Annotated in this window: 12 protein-coding genes; 3 read left to right on the top strand and 9 right to left on the bottom strand. The window is 64.5% G+C overall.

The window, feature by feature from the left end:
• Nucleotides 1–143: 143 nt before the first annotated feature.
• Nucleotides 144–1,517 carry a 30S ribosomal protein S12 methylthiotransferase RimO gene (rimO, locus tag LCL94_RS04125; protein ID WP_224831097.1) on the bottom strand — a complete coding sequence of 458 codons (1,374 nt, stop codon included), beginning with the start codon at nt 1,515–1,517 and terminating at the stop codon, nt 144–146.
• 50 nt (nt 1,518–1,567) lie between these two features.
• Between rimO and LCL94_RS04120 the strand changes: the two genes are divergently transcribed.
• Nucleotides 1,568–1,936 carry a DUF1761 family protein gene (locus LCL94_RS04120; RefSeq protein ID WP_224831096.1) on the top strand — a complete coding sequence of 123 codons (369 nt, stop codon included), beginning with the start codon at nt 1,568–1,570 and terminating at the stop codon, nt 1,934–1,936.
• Here LCL94_RS04120 and LCL94_RS04115 read toward each other — a convergent pair whose 3' ends face one another.
• The 4 genes from LCL94_RS04115 to LCL94_RS04100 all read right to left on the bottom strand — a co-directional run bounded on the left by LCL94_RS04115 (nt 1,937) and on the right by LCL94_RS04100 (nt 7,648).
• On the bottom strand, nt 1,937–3,013 hold the full coding sequence (locus tag LCL94_RS04115) for a potassium channel family protein (protein WP_160609154.1): 1,077 nt from the start codon (nt 3,011–3,013) through the stop codon (nt 1,937–1,939).
• 90 nt (nt 3,014–3,103) lie between these two features.
• Complete coding sequence (surE, locus tag LCL94_RS04110; protein WP_224831095.1) at nt 3,104–3,868, bottom strand: 5'/3'-nucleotidase SurE; 765 nt, start codon at nt 3,866–3,868, stop codon at nt 3,104–3,106.
• Complete coding sequence (gene serS / locus LCL94_RS04105; protein WP_224831094.1) at nt 3,865–5,145, bottom strand: serine--tRNA ligase; 1,281 nt, start codon at nt 5,143–5,145, stop codon at nt 3,865–3,867. Before serS ends, surE begins: the two co-directional genes overlap by 4 nt.
• Nucleotides 5,146–5,323: 178 nt before the next feature.
• A complete protein-coding gene (locus LCL94_RS04100) occupies nt 5,324–7,648 on the bottom strand; it encodes a TonB-dependent receptor (protein ID WP_224831093.1) in 2,325 nt (774 codons plus the stop codon).
• A gap of 122 nt (nt 7,649–7,770) precedes the next feature.
• Between LCL94_RS04100 and LCL94_RS04095 the strand changes: the two genes are divergently transcribed.
• Both LCL94_RS04095 and LCL94_RS04090 read left to right on the top strand, forming a co-directional pair.
• On the top strand, nt 7,771–8,382 hold the full coding sequence (locus LCL94_RS04095; RefSeq protein ID WP_224831092.1) for a TetR/AcrR family transcriptional regulator: 612 nt from the start codon (nt 7,771–7,773) through the stop codon (nt 8,380–8,382).
• Between the two features lie 54 nt (nt 8,383–8,436).
• A complete protein-coding gene (locus tag LCL94_RS04090; RefSeq protein WP_224831091.1) occupies nt 8,437–8,703 on the top strand; it encodes a hypothetical protein in 267 nt (88 codons plus the stop codon).
• A gap of 60 nt (nt 8,704–8,763) precedes the next feature.
• Here the strand turns inward: LCL94_RS04090 and LCL94_RS04085 are convergent, their stop codons facing one another.
• The 4 genes from LCL94_RS04085 to LCL94_RS04070 all read right to left on the bottom strand — a co-directional run bounded on the left by LCL94_RS04085 (nt 8,764) and on the right by LCL94_RS04070 (nt 16,368).
• Nucleotides 8,764–10,566 carry a hypothetical protein gene (locus tag LCL94_RS04085; RefSeq protein WP_224831090.1) on the bottom strand — a complete coding sequence of 601 codons (1,803 nt, stop codon included), beginning with the start codon at nt 10,564–10,566 and terminating at the stop codon, nt 8,764–8,766.
• On the bottom strand, nt 10,567–12,258 hold the full coding sequence (locus LCL94_RS04080; RefSeq protein WP_224831089.1) for a TIR domain-containing protein: 1,692 nt from the start codon (nt 12,256–12,258) through the stop codon (nt 10,567–10,569).
• Between the two features lie 85 nt (nt 12,259–12,343).
• Nucleotides 12,344–15,409 (bottom strand): NAD(P)-binding protein, encoded by a 3,066-nt coding sequence (locus LCL94_RS04075; protein ID WP_224831088.1) that lies wholly within the window; start codon nt 15,407–15,409, stop codon nt 12,344–12,346.
• A complete protein-coding gene (locus tag LCL94_RS04070) occupies nt 15,406–16,368 on the bottom strand; it encodes a carotenoid biosynthesis protein (protein WP_224831087.1) in 963 nt (320 codons plus the stop codon). Before LCL94_RS04070 ends, LCL94_RS04075 begins: the two co-directional genes overlap by 4 nt.
• Nucleotides 16,369–16,425: the final 57 nt, after the last annotated feature.

The raw sequence follows: 16,425 nt of genomic DNA, 5'->3' as shown, positions 1-16,425 counted from the left end.
ATGGGCTAGACTTAACGAAACCGGCCCGATTGGTTTACCCTGCCCTTCGCCAAGACCCGTGAACGCGCTGTTTTCCGGCGCAATTCAGCCGATCGCCTTGCCGGACGAAACGTTAACATTGCGCCGTTTCCGAGAGGTCCAGATTAGGCGACTACGCCGAAAAGATCGTGCTCGTCGGAATCTTCGACATAAACTTGCACGATATCGCCCTGTGACAGGCCGGATCGAACATTGCGCAAATAGACTGCGCCGTCGATTTCAGGCGCATCGGCCTGGCTGCGTCCGGTGGCTCCGATATCGCCGTCCTCGTCCGGCTCGCCCACTTCGTCGATAATCACGCTCAGCGTCCTGCCGACCTTGGCGGCCAGCTTTTTCGCGCTGATACGCGCGGTCAGGTCCATGACGCGGGCATAGCGTTCTTCCTTGACCTCTTCTGGTACCGGGTTGGGCAGCGCGTTCGCCTGCGCACCTTCGACAGGCTCGAAGCGGAACGCACCGACACGGTCGAGCTGGGCCTCTTCCAGCCAGTTCAGCAGATACTGGAAGTCTTCTTCCGTTTCGCCGGGGAAGCCGACTACGAAGCTGGAGCGGATGGCGATGTCCGGGCAAATGGTGCGCCAGGATTTCAGGCGCTCGAGCACCTTTGCCTCGTTCGCAGGGCGCTTCATGGCGCGCAGGACGGACGGGCTGGCGTGCTGGAACGGGATGTCGAGATAGGGAGTCAGCAGGCCCTCCGCCATGAGCGGGATGACCGCATCGACATGCGGATAGGGATAGACGTAGTGCAGGCGCACCCACGGCGGTGTGCCGCCGCCGATATCGAGCTGGCCCAGTTCACGCGCGAGATCGGTCATGTGCGCGCGGACGGGATGGCCCTTCCAGTCGCGCTCTTCGTGCCGGATGTCGACCCCGTAGGCCGAAGTGTCCTGGCTGATGACCAGCAGTTCCTTCGTGCCGGCAGCGACCAGCTTTTCCGCTTCGCGCAGCACGGCATCGACCCGCCGGCTGGCGAGTCTTCCGCGCAGGTCCGGGATAATGCAGAAGGCGCAGGAGTGATTGCAGCCCTCCGAAATCTTCAGGTAGCTGTAATGGCGCGGGGTCAGCTTGACGTCGGGCTGGGGGATCAGGTCGACGAACGGTCCCTGGCTGGGCGGGGCATGTTCGTGCACGGCCTCCACCACCTGTTCGTACTGGTGGGCACCGGTTATCGCGAGAACGCTGGGATGGGCTGCGCGGATCACGTCCGCTTCCTCGCCCATGCAGCCCGTCACGATCACGCGGCCGTTTTCGGCAATCGCCTCGCCGATGGCCTGGAGACTCTCTTCCTTGGCCGAATCGAGGAAGCCGCAGGTGTTGACCAGCACGACATCCGCGCCGGCATAATCGGGGCTCATCGCATAGCCGTCGGCGCGCAGCCGGGTGAGGATGCGTTCGCTGTCCACGAGTGCCTTGGGGCAGCCGAGGGAGACCATGCCGACCTTCTTCTGGTCGGGTATCGAGGTGGTTACGGTATTCATGATTGCGCGGCCCTCTACACCAAGCCGGCATCCGGCGCTAGGAGGGACGAATGGGACCCGTAAACTGGATCGCAGTGGGCGCAGGCTGGGCGGTTGCCGCCTTGCTGGGCGTGGCGTTTTATGGCCGCAAGGCGATGCCCGGCGCGAAGCCTGCATTGCATCTGCTGGCAGCCATACTGCTGCTCGCGAGCGCGACCATGGTCGGCCACATGCTGGCCCGCGTCGGAGTCGAAACGCTGCAAGCGAAGCCGTGGCTCTATTTCATGATGGCGGGCGGCCTCGCGCTGACCTTCATCGGACCTGCGCTGGTCATCACGGCAGTCCGCCGCGAACAGCCCCTGCGCGAAGCCTTGTACGATTGGGTCTACTGGCTGGCCGCCTACCTGGCGATCGGGGGAACCTTCTGGCTCCTCGACTGATCAGGCGTCCTCGTCCTCGCGGATGCGGTCGTCGCGGATATGGCCGTCACCGCGCGTCTCGCCATTGGGCGTAGCGATGATCTCGACGATGATGTCGCCCTTCTGCAGCTTCTGGCACTCCTCTTCCCAGAAACCGATGGCACGCCCGTCACGATAGACACGCAGGCCGCGCCCGCCGGTCTTCAGTTCGCCGATGGCGCAGCCGCATTCCTCTTCCGTGATCTCGCGCTCGACCAGCTGGACGCGGCCGGAGACCGAGGCGAGGTCGGCGAGATATTCGGCGATGTGTTCGCCCTTGGCCGAGCCGGCGAGCAGCAGGCCGGTGAAACGCACGGGGTTGATGACGTTGTTCGCGCCGGCCTGGCGGGCAAGCGGCTCGTTGTCGTCGGCGCGCACGACTACGCTGATCGGCACGTTCGGCGCCAGCGCGCGCACGGTCAGCACGATCAGGATCGAGGTGTCGTCGCGTCCTGCCGAGACCAGCACGTTCTGCGCCTCGTTGATGCGCACGGCCTTGAGCGTGGTATCGCGGGTGGCATCGGCCGCCATGACGTTGCAGCCCAGCGCCTCTGCATCGGCGAGCCGCTCCTCGCTCGGGTCGATAACCACGATGCACGAAGGGTCGGTCCCCCGCTCGATCAGTTCGCCAACTGCTTCGGAGCCGGAGATGCCATAGCCGAGTACCACGATGTGGTTCGACAATTGCTCCTGGATGCGGGCCATGCGCCATTTCTCCCAGCTGCGCTTGATGATGAAATTGTATGCCGTGCCCACGAAGATGAACAGCACGGCGAAACGGACGGGGGTCACGATGACCGCTTCCACCAGCCTTGCGCGGTCCGAAATGGGCGCGATATCGCCGAAGCCGGTGGTGGTGATGGAAATCATGGTGAAATAGACGACGTCGAGGAAGCTCACATCGCCATCGAGATTGTCGACCAGCCCTTCGCGATCCCACCAGTGGATCATGATCACGGCGGTTATCAGCAGGAGAGCGAGGCCTAGGCGGATGCCGAGATCACCCCAGACGGGTATCCTCACGGCACGTCGCAGCGGCTGGAATCGCGGACCGCGCATGCGCTTTACGTCTCCGCCGCCCGCGGTTGGCTGTTTCCTCTCGCTCATTGGCCGCCATCCCTGCGCATCACGGGCCGCCGGGTCAATGCCTTAGCCTTCGTAACGCTCGCCCAGCGCGCCGAGCGAGGCGTGATGGGTCAGGTCGAGATGGAGCGGCGTGACCGAAACGAAGCCTTCCTCGACGGCTTCCAGATCGGTGCCATGGTCGAGCGTGTGCTCGATCGGTTCGAGGCCGAACCAGAAGTAGTCGAAGCCGCGCGGGTCGCGCCCTTCGACGACAGTGCCGCGCGAATAGTCGTGGAAGCCCTGCCGGGTTACGCGGATGCCACGCACCTCGCCGGCAGGACGGGCCGGGAAGTTGACGTTGATGAGCGTGCGCTTGGGCAGCGGGGTGTCGAGCAGGGGTTTCACGACGCGTGCGCCCCATTCGATGGCCGCATCGAACTGCACGGCCTCGCCGATGCCTTCGCGGGCATAGACCTGGCTCAATGCGATCGAGCGGATGCCGGCCAGCGCGCCTTCGATGGCGGCCGAAACGGTGCCCGAATAGGTGATGTCATCGCCGAGGTTGGCGCCGCGGTTGACGCCCGACAGGATCAGGTCGGGCGGGCCGTCCATCACTTTGCGCAGTCCCATCGTGACCGAATCTGTCGGCGTTCCGGTAACGGAAAAGCGCCGCTCGCCGTGCTTACGCAGGCGCACCGGGCGGGTGAGGGTGAGCGCATGGCCCATGCCGGACTGTTCCTCGTCCGGTGCGCAGATCCAGATGTCGTCGGAAAACTGGCGCGCGATGCCTTCGAGCACTTCAAGGCCGCGGGCGCGGATGCCGTCGTCATTGGTGAGGAGGATCCTCACGCTACAGGCTCCAGCCGGGTCACGCCGCCCATGTAAGGGGCAAGCACCTCGGGTACGGTGACGCTGCCGTCGGCGTTCTGGTAGTTCTCCATCACCGCGACCAGCGTGCGGCCGACGGCTAGGCCCGACCCGTTGAGCGTGTGGACAAACACGGTCTTCTTCTCGCCTTCGGGGCGATAGCGCGCGTTCATGCGGCGCGCCTGGAATTCGCCCGTGTTCGAGCAGGACGAGATTTCGCGCCATGCGCCCTGGCCGGGCAGCCAGACTTCGAGGTCGTAGGTCTTGCGCGCGCCGAAGCCCATGTCGCCCACGCACAGCAGCACGCGGCGATAGGGCAGGTTCAGCGCCTCGAGGATGCCCTCGGCGCACTTCGTCATGCGCTCGTGCTCGGCCTCGCTGTCTTCGGGACGGCAGACGCTGACCAGTTCGACCTTCTCGAACTGGTGTTGGCGGATAAACCCGCGCGTATCCCGTCCTGCCGCGCCAGCCTCGCTGCGGAAACACAGCGTGTGGGCGGTTATGCGGATGGGCCGGGACAGGTCGGGCAAGATCTTGCCTGCGACCGAGGCGGTCAGGCTGACTTCCGAGGTGGGAATAAGCCAGCGCCCGTCGGTGGTCCTGAAGCTGTCTTCGGCGAATTTGGGCAGCTTGTCGGTGCCGTACATGGCATCGTCATTTACCAGTACCGGCGGGTTGCATTCGGTATAGCCGTTTTCGCGCGTCTGCTTGTCGAGCATGAACTGGGCGAGCGCGCGGTGGAGGCGCGCCATGTCGCCGCGCAGGAAAGTGAAGCGGGCCCCCGAGAGTGCAGCACCGGTCTCGAAATCCATGCCGAGGGCAGGGCCGAGGTCGGCGTGTTCCTTCGGCTCGAAATCGAAGCTGCGCTTTTCGCCCCACTGGTGGACTTCGACATTGTCGTTCTCGTCAGCACCTTCGGGAACGTCGGCGGCAGGAATGTTGGGCAGTCGGGCGAGGAGGTCCGTCAATTCGGCGGTCGCCGCGCGCTCGGCCTCTTCCCACTCGGGCATCGACGCCTTGATCTCGGCCACTTCGGCCTTCAGCGCTTCGGCCTTGTCCTTGTCGCCCTGGCCCATGGCCTGGCCGATCGCCTTGGACGCATCGTTACGGCGGCTCTGCGCTTCCTGTACGCGGGTGGTCGCCTCGCGGCGCCTGGCATCGAGAGCGATGATGCGCTCGGAAACGGCTTCGCCGCCGCGCCGCGTCATGGCGGCATCGAACTCGGCGGGATGGCTGCGAATGAAGGCGATATCGTGCATGGCGCGCGCTATGCCGCCTCTCCCCGCACATTGCCAGTGGGAATGGGGTGGGAGCACCTGGCATGCTCGCTTATCGCGTCGAGCCTATGGCCGGGCCGAGTGTGGCAATGGTTGCCGCGCAGCAAAAAGGGCGGCGGCCGGGTCGCGCGGCCACCGCCCTTTTCCGAGCCTCCTTCGATCAGTATTCGAAGGTGAGGGTTGCAAAGACCTGGCGCGGGTTGCCGTAGAACGCCGTGAGCGTACCTTCCGGCCCGAGCGTCGGGACGGGGAAGCCGTTCGCACCGTTCACGATCGCGCCGGTGGTCGGGTTGACCGCCACGAAGGTGTAGCCGCTGGTCTTATATTCCTTGTCGAGCAGGTTCTTGCCGTAGAGGCCAAGGCTCCAGTTGCCGCCCGGGGCAGTCCACTTGATGCTGGCATCGACGAGCGCGTAGCCGTCCTGGTCGATATAGGGGTTCGGGATCTCGAACTGCGTGGTCTTGCTGCGATAGGAGACCGAGGCGCCGAGATAGAGATCGCCGCCACCAAGGTCGGTGTCGTAGCTGGCGGTCAGGCTGCCGGTGAAGTCGGGCGTGTTCTGGACGACGCGGAAATCCGCCACATCGGTCGGCGTGTTGCCGATATTGGTGATGTATTCGTCATACTGCGCATCGATGTAGCCGAGCGAGCCCGACAGGTTGAACCCGCCGCCGAACCGCGCGGTCGCTTCCAGTTCGAGGCCCTTGAAAGTGGCCTTGCCCGCGTTCGAGACGACGCCGCAGAAGGACGGCAGGCCGGCCACGGTGCAGGCGACCGAACCCGGGATCTGGACGTCGGTGTAATCGGCGTAGAAGGCGGCAGCAGCAATGCTCAGCATGCCGAGGTCGCCCTTGTAGCCGACTTCGTAGCTGTCGACCTGTTCCGGGGCGAAGCTGAGGAAGGCCGCGACTTCCTCGTCGGTCGGCGCGCCGGGAGTGGCCGCAGGCGCGTTCGCACCAACGCCGCGCGGGTCGAAGCCGCCGCCCTTGAAGCCCTTGGAATAGCTGGCGTAAATGTTGTGGTCCGGCGTCGGCATGAAGCTGATCGATGCGCGCGGAGTGAACTTCTTGAATTCGCGGCTGCCGTCGAAATTGGTCGAGGGACCGCCGAAGGGCACGCCCGCACCGCCGAAGATCGGCGAACCGCCGCCAAGGTAGTTCTGGCGCAGGATGCTGGCGCTCCTCTCGTCCCAGGTATAGCGGCCGCCGACCGACAGGCTCAGCTGTTCGCTGAGGTCGAAGGTGAAGTCGCCGAAGACCGCATAGGTTTCGGTGTCGACATCGGCACGCGTGAAAGCGGTGAGGCCGGGGAAGGTGGTGAAGATGCGCACGTCGAACAGCGTGTCGGCCTTGGCATCGAGATAGTAGAAGCCGAGCAGGCCGGTCAGTGCGCCGCCATTATCGTAAAGCAGCTGGAATTCCTGGCTCAGCTGCTCGTTGAGATAGGCGCCCGGCACGTCCAGATCGACGGCGGGAAGCGCGTCGAAATCGATCGGCGTGTAGCTGTCGTCCTTGCGGAAAGCCGAGATCGAACGGATCGTCAGTGCCTCGGACAGCTCCATTTCGGCGTGCATGGAGACGCCGTAGCTTTCGACTTCCTGTTCCGGATCGTTGAGCGCGCCGCGCGTGTCGAACACGTTGTCGAGCACCGGCGCACCCGAGGCGAGGCCCGGGATCAGGCGGTGGCCACCGCGCGGGTTCGACTTGTCCTTGGTGTAATCCCCCTGGACGCGGATGAAGCCAGGCTCGTCATAGCCGCCCACTTCGAGGCTGAGGCGGCCGGCCCAGATGTCCTTGTTGTAGTTTTCGAGGCCGGTGGTCAGGTTTTCGCCGAAACCGCCACGCGACAGGCGCGCGACCGAACCGCCCACCCGCACAAGGTCGCCCATCGGGAGCGAGGCAGTCACCACGCCTTCGGCCTGGTCGTAGGTGCCGTAGGTGGCACGCGCCTTGAACGAGGGTTCGAGCGGCAGGCGCTTGGTCACATACTTGACTGCGCCGCCGATCGTGTTGCGGCCATAGAGCGTACCCTGCGGGCCGCGCAGCACTTCGATCCGCTCCACATCATAGATGTCGAGGACCGCGGCCTGCGGGCGGTTGAGGTAGATGTCGTCGAGATAGATACCGACGCCCTGCTCAAAGCCCGAGACAGGGTCCTGCTGGCCGATACCGCGAATGAAGGCCGACAGTGTCGAGTTGGTCGCGCGGCTGGCTTCGAGCGTTACGTTGGGAACGGACTGTGCAATGTCGGTGATGTCGAGCGCGCCGCGTTCTTCCAGCGCTTCGCCCGAGAAGGCGGAAACCGCGACCGGCACGTCGATCAGGCGTTCCTCGCGGCGGCGGGCGGTCACGACGATGACTTCGTCTTCCGCATCCTGCGAGGCTACGGTGTCCTGCTGCGACTGCGCTGCAGCAGGCGCTGCGAAGGCGATTGCGGCAGTGCCGACAAGCAAAGCACCCGCAAGGCGCGACGTATGGAAACGCATCGAAATTCCCTCCCTCGATATCTCTCTTGAGGGTTGAATATTGAAAACTGAACCACCTTTCAAGTTTTATCTTGCATACCTTGGTGGCAAGGGTCTAGCCACGTGTCCGGGGAGGCCATGGGATGAGCATCGAAACGGCGGAAAAGCCCAAGATACCGCGCACCGACCGTGGGCGACGCACCCAGCGCAAGCTGCTGGATGCGGCAGCGAAGGAATTCGGCGAGCGGGGTTTCCACGAGGCCTCGATCAGTTCGATCACGCGCCGCGCGGGCGTGGCGCTCGGCTCGTTCTACACCTATTTCGACAGCAAGGACGCAATCTTCCGGGCGCTGGTCGTCGACATGAGCGAGGCGGTGAAGACCGCGGCGCGCGATGCCATCGGCACCGAGACAGCCCCGCTAGCGGTGGAGCGCGCGGCGCTCGAGGGGTTCCTGCGCTTCGCGGCCGAGCACAAGGAAATTTACCGCATCATCGACGAAGCGGAATTCGTCGATCCCGCCAGCTACCGCAATCACTACGAGACGATCGCCGAACGTATCGCCGACCGTTTGGACGCCGGCCGGGCAGCGGGTGCCATGCGGTCCGGTCTCGGTGAGGTGGAAGCCTGGGCATTGATGGGCATGAACGTGTTTCTCGGCCTGCGCTATGCCATCTGGGCGCGCGACGGGGACCCCGATGCGGCTGAAATCGCCACCGCGGCCAATGCGCTCCTCGCCAGCGGCGTCGGCAAGTAGGTTTCAGGAACACGGGCTGCTCCTGACCGTTGATGGGGCAAAGGAGATTTGCACATGATCGGCAAGGTAATCGGCGCCTTTGTGGGCGACAAAATTGCTAAACAGACCAGTGTGGGCATCGGCGGTGCCGGCGGCGCTGCGCTCGGCGTCATTGCAGCGACTGCGCTGCGCAGGATGAGCCTGCCGGCGATGATCGCGCTGGGTGCCGGTGGCTACCTGGCGAAGAAGCTGACCGAGAAAAAGGCAGCGCAGCCGCAGGCACCGGAAGTTCCGGCCAAGCCTACCAAGGCTGCGAAAAAGAGCCGCGCAAAGGCCGCCTGACTCTCGGCGCCACTTTGGAAATCGAAGGCCGCTCCGCTCGGGGCGGCCTTTTTCTTTGGCCTAACCGGGAAGGCTGATCGGCCGCGTCTCGTATTGCTGCTGCCACTGGTGAACGTCCGACAGCATGATGTCGCTCAGCCGCCGCAGCCGGTCGACCAGCCGGTTGTAGCCGAGATCGTCGCGCATCATCGATGCCTGCAATTTGCGTAGCCGCTTGGCGATGGCCGCCGAACGCTCTGCCGTGGCGGCAAAGTCCCCTTGCATGCGGATACCGTAAAGGGCCGCCGCCAGCACGGGGAAGAAGGCCGTGGCGAAGGTCGTCACCGCTGTCAGGCTGATGCCGAAGAGATAGCCGGTCTTGCCGGGCAGCACGATCGTCGACAGGAAGACCGCGCAGAACAGGATCGTCCCGGCGAACAGCCCGTCACCGAACCGGTGGAGCCGGTGATTGGTATGCTCCATCATGTGAGCGTTGTTCTCGTGATAGCCGATCTGGTCGCGGATCAGCTCCAGCGCCATCTCGCGCACCTTTTCGAGATAGGCGCTGTCGAGCTGGCCCGGTGGCAATTCCAGCTCGCGGGCGGTGGCGCGGGCGTACCAGGTCACCCAGCCGGGATGGGTCGTGCCGTCCTCCACATCGCGCAATTCGAGCCGGCCGAGAGTGGATGAGACAGCTAGCAGGCGCAATCGTTCGGCCAAGTGCCGCCGGTCGATCCACATCTTGTGGAAGTCCGATTTGCGGGCGCTGCGCGTGTTGAAGATGATGAGGAGGATGACGAGCAGTTCTGCCGCGATCAGCACGGCCTTGCCCTCCGGCCAGAACAGGCCCGAGAGGGCGAGCAGCACGGCAATGGCGGCCAGCGCGAAATTGGTCACGAAGCTGCTGCGGAACCGCAGTGCGAAATAGCTGGCGGCCATGTCGGCACGGGCGAAGCGGTCGGACACCTCGTTATTGAGGCGTTCGCCGAACAGGCCCAGATCCTGGAAGGGCGCCACCATGGGCGTGAAATAGGCGCGCATGTCCTCGATTGTCGGGATCGAAAGGCGGGTCTTGGCAAGGCTCCTCGTGCCGCAGGCCAGCAGCAGCAGCGGCCACGCGAGGCTGAATTGCCGCCGCGAGGGTGCGGGCTGGTAGAAGACCGACAGGGGCGCTGCCTCGGACCCTTCTGGCGGAGCGCAAAGCGCCTCGAGCAAATGGGGTAGGGCCTTGTTGAACTCCACCCGTTCGACACCGTCGATCGACGGGCGGTCGGGGATTTCATCGTGCAGCCCGCTCCACAGGAGCTGGGGGGGATGGATCTCGTCCGGCCAGACATGGATCACTGGCATGTGGCTTGCCACCGCCTGCGCGACGACCTCCGTCGTCCCGCCGCGCCCGCGCGAGGCATCCCCGTCCCAGACAGCGATCAGGATATCGGACTGGGCGATGATCAGGCGGCCGATGGATTCATAGGCCGCGGTGTCGTTCGGGCGATGGTCGACCAGTTCGACCGTCGAATCCGCGGCGTCGATAAGTGCCTTGGCGCGAACCCATTCCTCGGGAGCGAAATCGTGGGAGTAATCCTCGGCCGCAAAGGGAAGGCAGGCCGACAGCGTCAGGCCCTGCTTTATCGCGGCCTCGGCTGCGACCGTGTCGGCACCCGTGGCCATGGCGGAAACCAGGCGGATCAGCGGTTCCTCGTCGGCAAAGACGGCCCGGTGCTTGGCGAAAATCCTCGCCAGTGCCTCGCGGCTATGCTCGAAAATCTCTTCGCAATTGTGGCGGACCGCATCGTACCGGTCCTTCGGCAGGCGCGGCGGGCGATGGCCGGTGACGCCGAAACGCAGGGTCAGCCGCGGCTTGAGATCGAGAATTTCGGCCATCTATTCCGTCACGCCCTCTTCCTCCCAATGTTCATGCCCCCAGGCGCAAAGCCGGTCGCAATGTTCGATCATGCCGAACCAGCGGCGCAGCCTCAGCTCCAGGGTTTCAGGCGTCACATGCGGATCGTGCTGGCGCATGCGGGCTAGGTTCGCCCGGCCGTCTTCTACGTTTCCTTCCAGCATGTCGACGAGGAACAGGCCGAGATAGGCGGCTGCGCTGGTGTGATTGAGCTGGAGGGCGTGACTGTATTCCTCGCGGGCCTGCCCATGGTTTCCGTCGCGCAGGTGTACGCTTCCCCGCCAGACATAGGTGGCGAACTGCGTGTGGGCCCCCGGTGCGCCAGCAATCTCGAGTTCGAACTGCTCGAGCGCGTCGGCGGTGTTGCCGAGCAGCGCATGGGCAATGCCGGCGTTGTAATGGGCGAGCCCGAAATTGGGGCTGCGTTCGAGCGCGCGCTCGGCATAAATGAGCGCATCGCGCGGCTGGCCGATGTAGTTGTAGGCTTCGGCAACATGGGCGAGCACCAGCGGGTTTTCAGCATCCAGTGCCAGCGCCTGCCCGATCTCCGCGTTTATCTTCGCCACGGTATCGGGATCGTCGGGCACGGCGTGCATGTAGATGGTCGCATTGGCATCGGCGAGCATGGCATGGGCAAGCCCGTAGGTGGGCGCGATTTCCACAGCCTTCTGTGCGTCCTGCAAGGCCAGCATCAGCGTTTCCGAGGTTATCTGCCGGTAATTCGCCACGGCGCGCGTCACCATTTCCCACGCCGTGAGGTTGTCGGGTTTCTTCAGCGCGCGTTCCATCTCCAGCCGGTTGACCTGCGAATTGAGGTGCGCGGCGACCTCGGTAACGAGTTCCTCTTCGAGTTCGGCCAGTTCGTCGAGCGGGCGTTCGAACTTCTGGGTCCACAGGATCGTGCCGCTTTTCGCATCGAGCAGCTGCGCGGTCACACGCAGGATCGACATGCGGCGGCGCACATTGCCTTCGAGAATGTAGCGCACCCCCAGGCTGCGGGCCATCGCCTCGATATCGGCGATCTCGCCTTGCCGGAACCGTGCGATGGCGCTGCTGGACAAGACGCGCAGTTCCGCCGCCTGCGACAGGGCGTCGATGATGTCTTCCACCAGGCCGATGGCGAAGACCTCGTCGTCCTCGATGCCGGAGCGGTTCTTGAACGGCAGCACCGCGAGCGAAGGAAGCGAGCCTTCGCGCGCCTGTGGCGGCGGGGCCGGAGCGACTGGTGGAGGGACGGCCTGCGTCGGAGCGGAGGTAGCGGCGGCGCCGGCCTGCTGCCTGCGCCGGTCGACCACCAGCCGGACATCGCCCACGAAACTGCGCCAGCGCGGATCCTCGCGGTCCCCGCTCCATCCGGTGAGATCGGCGGTCTGGGTCAGTTCGAACATGATCGGGCGTTCGCAGGGTGCGATCATGGCTGGCACCAGCGCCCCGTTGCGATCGCCGATCGTGGCTTCGGAACGGACCCAGCGTGATTGCACGGAAGTCGCCGACCACAGGACGACCACTGCGGGGGCCTGGCGCAATGCTGCCTCGATCACTTCGTCATAGGTGTCCCCGGACCGCAGGGTCTCGTCCCACCAGACGGCAAAGCCTTCCTGTTCGAGCGTGACGGCGAATTGCCGGGCCAGCGGCTCGTCAGCGCGTCCGTACGATATGAACAGGTCGTGCAAGCCTATCCCCCGTTCCGCCGTCTGCCTGCCGTAACAGGCCGGCTCCACCCTAACCGCATACCGGCTCGATTTCCAAGCTCGCGCCCTAGCCTTCCCAAAGCACCCTGCCGGGCAGGATCGTCATGTCGTAAGCAATGCGCACACCGCGCACCTTTTGGCGGGGCGCGATGCCGAAATCCGATGCGACGGGTGAGCTGTCGAGGTGATCGAGCGCCATGTCGAATGTGACGAGCTTCGGGAAAGCGTCGAATTTCGTCACCTCTCCCATCGCTTCGGTGATGGCCTGGTAACAGGCCTGGTTCCCGTCGTGAACGTCACGGAACTGCTTGAGGAAAAGCTGCGGGACCCGCCGGTGCAGCGCATCGCCGATGATTTCGAGGTCCAGGCCGAGGCTGTTGTGCCAGCCGCCCTTGCGCGTTCCCAGATGATGGAACAGCGCCTTGGCCGCCTCGCCGAAATTGCCGACTTTGCCGAGGATGCTGCTGTCCTCTTCCGCGGGGCTCGACAGGGTAAGAAGCCGGTGGCGCGCCTGCTGTGCGTCCTTGCCGAATGCCTTCGTGGCGAAGAGGTCGACCGAAAGCGCGCCGTCCTTGTTGCCCTCGTCGCCCGGCAGGATGATCCAGCCCTTCTGCTTGGCATAGCCGAAAATCTCGCGGCCCGAGGCGATGGCGACCGGATTGTCGAGCACGAGATAGGGCATGACCATGTCGAAATGCGTGGCCACTTCCTTGCCGCCGCGCTCTTCGACGCGGACTGCCGGGATCCAGAAAGTGAGCTCGCGTTCGGGCGACCAGCCCATCTGCGGTTCGTCGACGAAGCGGCCGGTGTGGATGTCGACGATGGACATCATCATGGTGGAACCCATCGGGCGGACCCTCACCGCACCCCCGCTCGGCTCGTCGAACATCCGGCGGCAATAGCCTGCCATTAGGTCGTAGTCCGCATCGAGCAGGAAGGCCCACATCGTCGTATCGTTAAGGGTGATCGTCCCCGGGAAGGTCGACATGCCGTGGTGCTTGACGAAGAGTCCCGGCCCGTCGGCGGGCTTCTGCGGGTATTCGGCGCGGGTCAGTGCTTCTGCGTCCACGCCCCTGATATCGGTCGGGAACTTCGAGATCGCATGGCTGGCAAGCATGCCCGAGATGGTCGTCGCCTCGAAGGAGCCGAGATTCTGCCCGTTCTGGATCCAGTCCCCGGTCAGATAGAGGTTAGAATAGGTTGAACCGCTGGCAGTCATGCGGTGCCGCGTCGATCCGCGCACCGCCAGCGTATAACGCTCGCTCGGATCGATGTTCGCCCGGCTGTAGCGGCTGACGATAGTGCCCTTGTCCGGGCCTCCCGGACCGAATTCGCGGTGCCAGAAATACGACCCGTCGCCATTGAGGAAATCATCTGCGAGCTGGTCGACGATGGCTTGCTGGCGGGCGGGGTATTCGTGGTCGCTGCTTGGTGGCAGGGTGTCCTTGCAGGGTAGCGGACCGCACATAATCTGTTCCGAGCAGACGCCTGTTTCCTTCGGCCAGCTTTCGGTCGCCAGTACTTCGCTTATGTCGCACCAGGTGTTGAGATTGACCTTGTCGTAGGCCCCGACGAGCGAAGGCTTGTCCCAGCCGAGCCCCTTCTCGGTCTTGTCCATCCATGTCTGGAGGCTTTGCGTGGCAGTGCTGCGGATGGTGGTGTTGAACCGCCGCCATTCGGATTTCTGGCTGATGAGATCGCGGCAGATGGTCGCGTGGGCCGCCGGCGGGATCGCCAGGACCAGCGCATCGTAATCGTCGCCGCTTTTCAGGACCAGCGGGGGCAGGGGGTCCTGCCAGTCGGTCCAGTGCGATTCGAGATCGGCACCCGATGCTTCCAGTTTCTCGCCATCCTTGATCTGGCGGTAGAGCGGTCGGTCCGGCCAGACATGCATGGCAGGCCGGTCGGCGAATTCGATCGTGCGCAGCGGATGGTAGGTTTCACCTGCCAGTTCGACCTGCCGCCCGATCTCGACCGCGGCGATCTCGCTGCCGTCGGCGGAGGGGACGAGCCGGTCGACACGGTGGAAGAATTCCACTTTCACTCCGCGCTGTTTCAGCACTTCGTAGATCGGCTGGACGATCGCATCGCCCGTCGCGCTGTTGAACTTCCAGATGATCGAGCCCTGGTAGGTCGCCGTGTTCATCAGCGAGACCACCATGGTGCCCGCCTCCACCTCGCCCGGCCCGGTCCAGTCGCCCTGCGGGTAGGCGAAGATGAGGTCGTAAAGGCTTCGGATCAGCGCCGACTGCAGCGATATCTCGTCCGCCCCATGCGAGCGCAGCCACTCGCGGTAGTCGAGCTGGTTCACCCGTTCGAGGTTGGCCTCGGGATCGAACAGCAGCCCGTCGCGCAGCGAGCCGATGAGGCTGGACAGGCCAAGGTCCGCGCAAACCCAGAAGTGGCGCAGCTCGTCGTCCTTTTCGAGCAGCGGCCGCGCGCGGCGCTGGATCCAGCTGCGCAGCCCGGCAAGCAGTTCGGCGAGCAGGCCGTGATGGTGCGAGCCGTGCTTGCGCGGGTCTTCCACCAGCAGCTGCACCAGTTCGAGCGCGTCGCGGACCAGCACGCTGGCCGCCTGCGCGACGAGATGTTCCACCCCCAGCAGCAGCCGGGTCAGGATGCGCCGCCACCACGACAGCGCCGACAGGTCCGGATGGCTGGAGAAGGTCTTGCCATGCGTGCCGAGCAGCTCGCTCTCGATCCATTCGAGCACCTGCGCCATGCGGCCCCACAGGTCCGGTGCGCGGTCGATACCGGGCGTGCCGGGCATGACCGGCACTTTCATGACCCATGGCGAGGCGTAGGAGTTTTCCTTGTCCATCAGCGTCAGCCAGTCCTGCCGCGTGAAGACGTCCTCCCATTTCTCGAAGGGCCGGTTGCGCGCTTCGGCATAGGCTTCCTGCACCATGCGGAAGGCGTTCTGGTAAGCGCCCATGAAGACGTGCAGCCCGTGTTCCTGGACACGGTCGCCATGGTCCTGGTTGCGGCCCGTGGCGCATTTGCCGCCGAGCCTCCAGCCGAGCTGGTAGATGGTGATGTCGTACTTCCCGCGCTGTTCGGGCGCGCTGAGGTAGAAGGCGGTGACGACGCCGGACAGGCCGCCGCCGAGGATGGCTACGCGTGTCTTGGTCATGCGCCTGTCTCCCTGCTGCTTTCGTGCCAGCCATCGTCAGGCGGCGCCTTGCCCGGAAGCAGGGGCAGGTCGGTCCGGTTGGCGAAGAGGTGGAAGGCGGCGAAGAAGGCGGGGATACCCATCACGAAGGGCGAGATAAGGTGCACGTCTTCGATTTCGGGATAGCCGAGCCAGGTGTCGACCAGCGCCATCGCCGAATAGACGCCGACCGGGATCACCACCATGATGCGCGCGTCCATCCCGGCGAAGGTGCGCAGGGGCAATCGGCGTTCGACCATGCGATAGGTGAAGAAGACGGTGAAGCTGGCGATCAGCCACCCGCGGAAGTTTTCCAGCGGGACGCCGAAATGCGGCCCCGGTTTTTCCCAGATCCAGGCGGGGTGGCCGACATTGGCCTCGTTGAGATTGTCGACGCACAGCTTGGTTGTGTCGGCGCAGTCGTTGAAGCTCATCACTGGATCCATGGTAAGGTCCCACGCGGTCATCACCAGCGCGCTCAGGATCGACAGCCAGACGACCGGAACGAAGCCCTCTCGGCGCGAAATCGGCCCGCCTTCCGCCAGCAAATTGGTGATGACGTAGCTGGGGTAGAACATCATGTACCACGCCAGGGGGATCAGGTACGGGATGCGCCCGAAGGCCTTGTCGCCCAGCACGTCGGTATAGAAATAAGGGCCGAAGATCAGGCCGGTGCTTTCACCGACATATTCGAACAGGAAGGAAATCGACACGGCCATGGCGAACAGGGTGAGGGCCCTGTGCCAGCCGAGCATCAGCAGCGAATGCGCAAAGCAGATCGCGGCGGTCGACGGGACGAGGATGCTCCACGGTATCCTCTCCAGCGGCATGTTGAACCCGCCGGTCCTGATGCCGACGTAGAACAGTATGATCGTGAACAGTGTCAGGATCAGCCATACCGTTGCCGGTATGCGCGACAGCCTTGTCGAGATCGCCCCCATGTCCCCCTCCGCGTAAGCGGGCGGTGTTCCGCCTCAAGGTCCTGCGATCCCTTGCGA

Origin of the sequence: Qipengyuania gaetbuli (assembly GCF_020171365.1) — a bacterium.
GTDB lineage: Bacteria > Pseudomonadota > Alphaproteobacteria > Sphingomonadales > Sphingomonadaceae > Qipengyuania > Qipengyuania gaetbuli_B.
The sequence above is the reverse complement of the archived record's forward strand: the minus strand, read 5'-3'. Positions and strand labels throughout refer to the sequence as shown.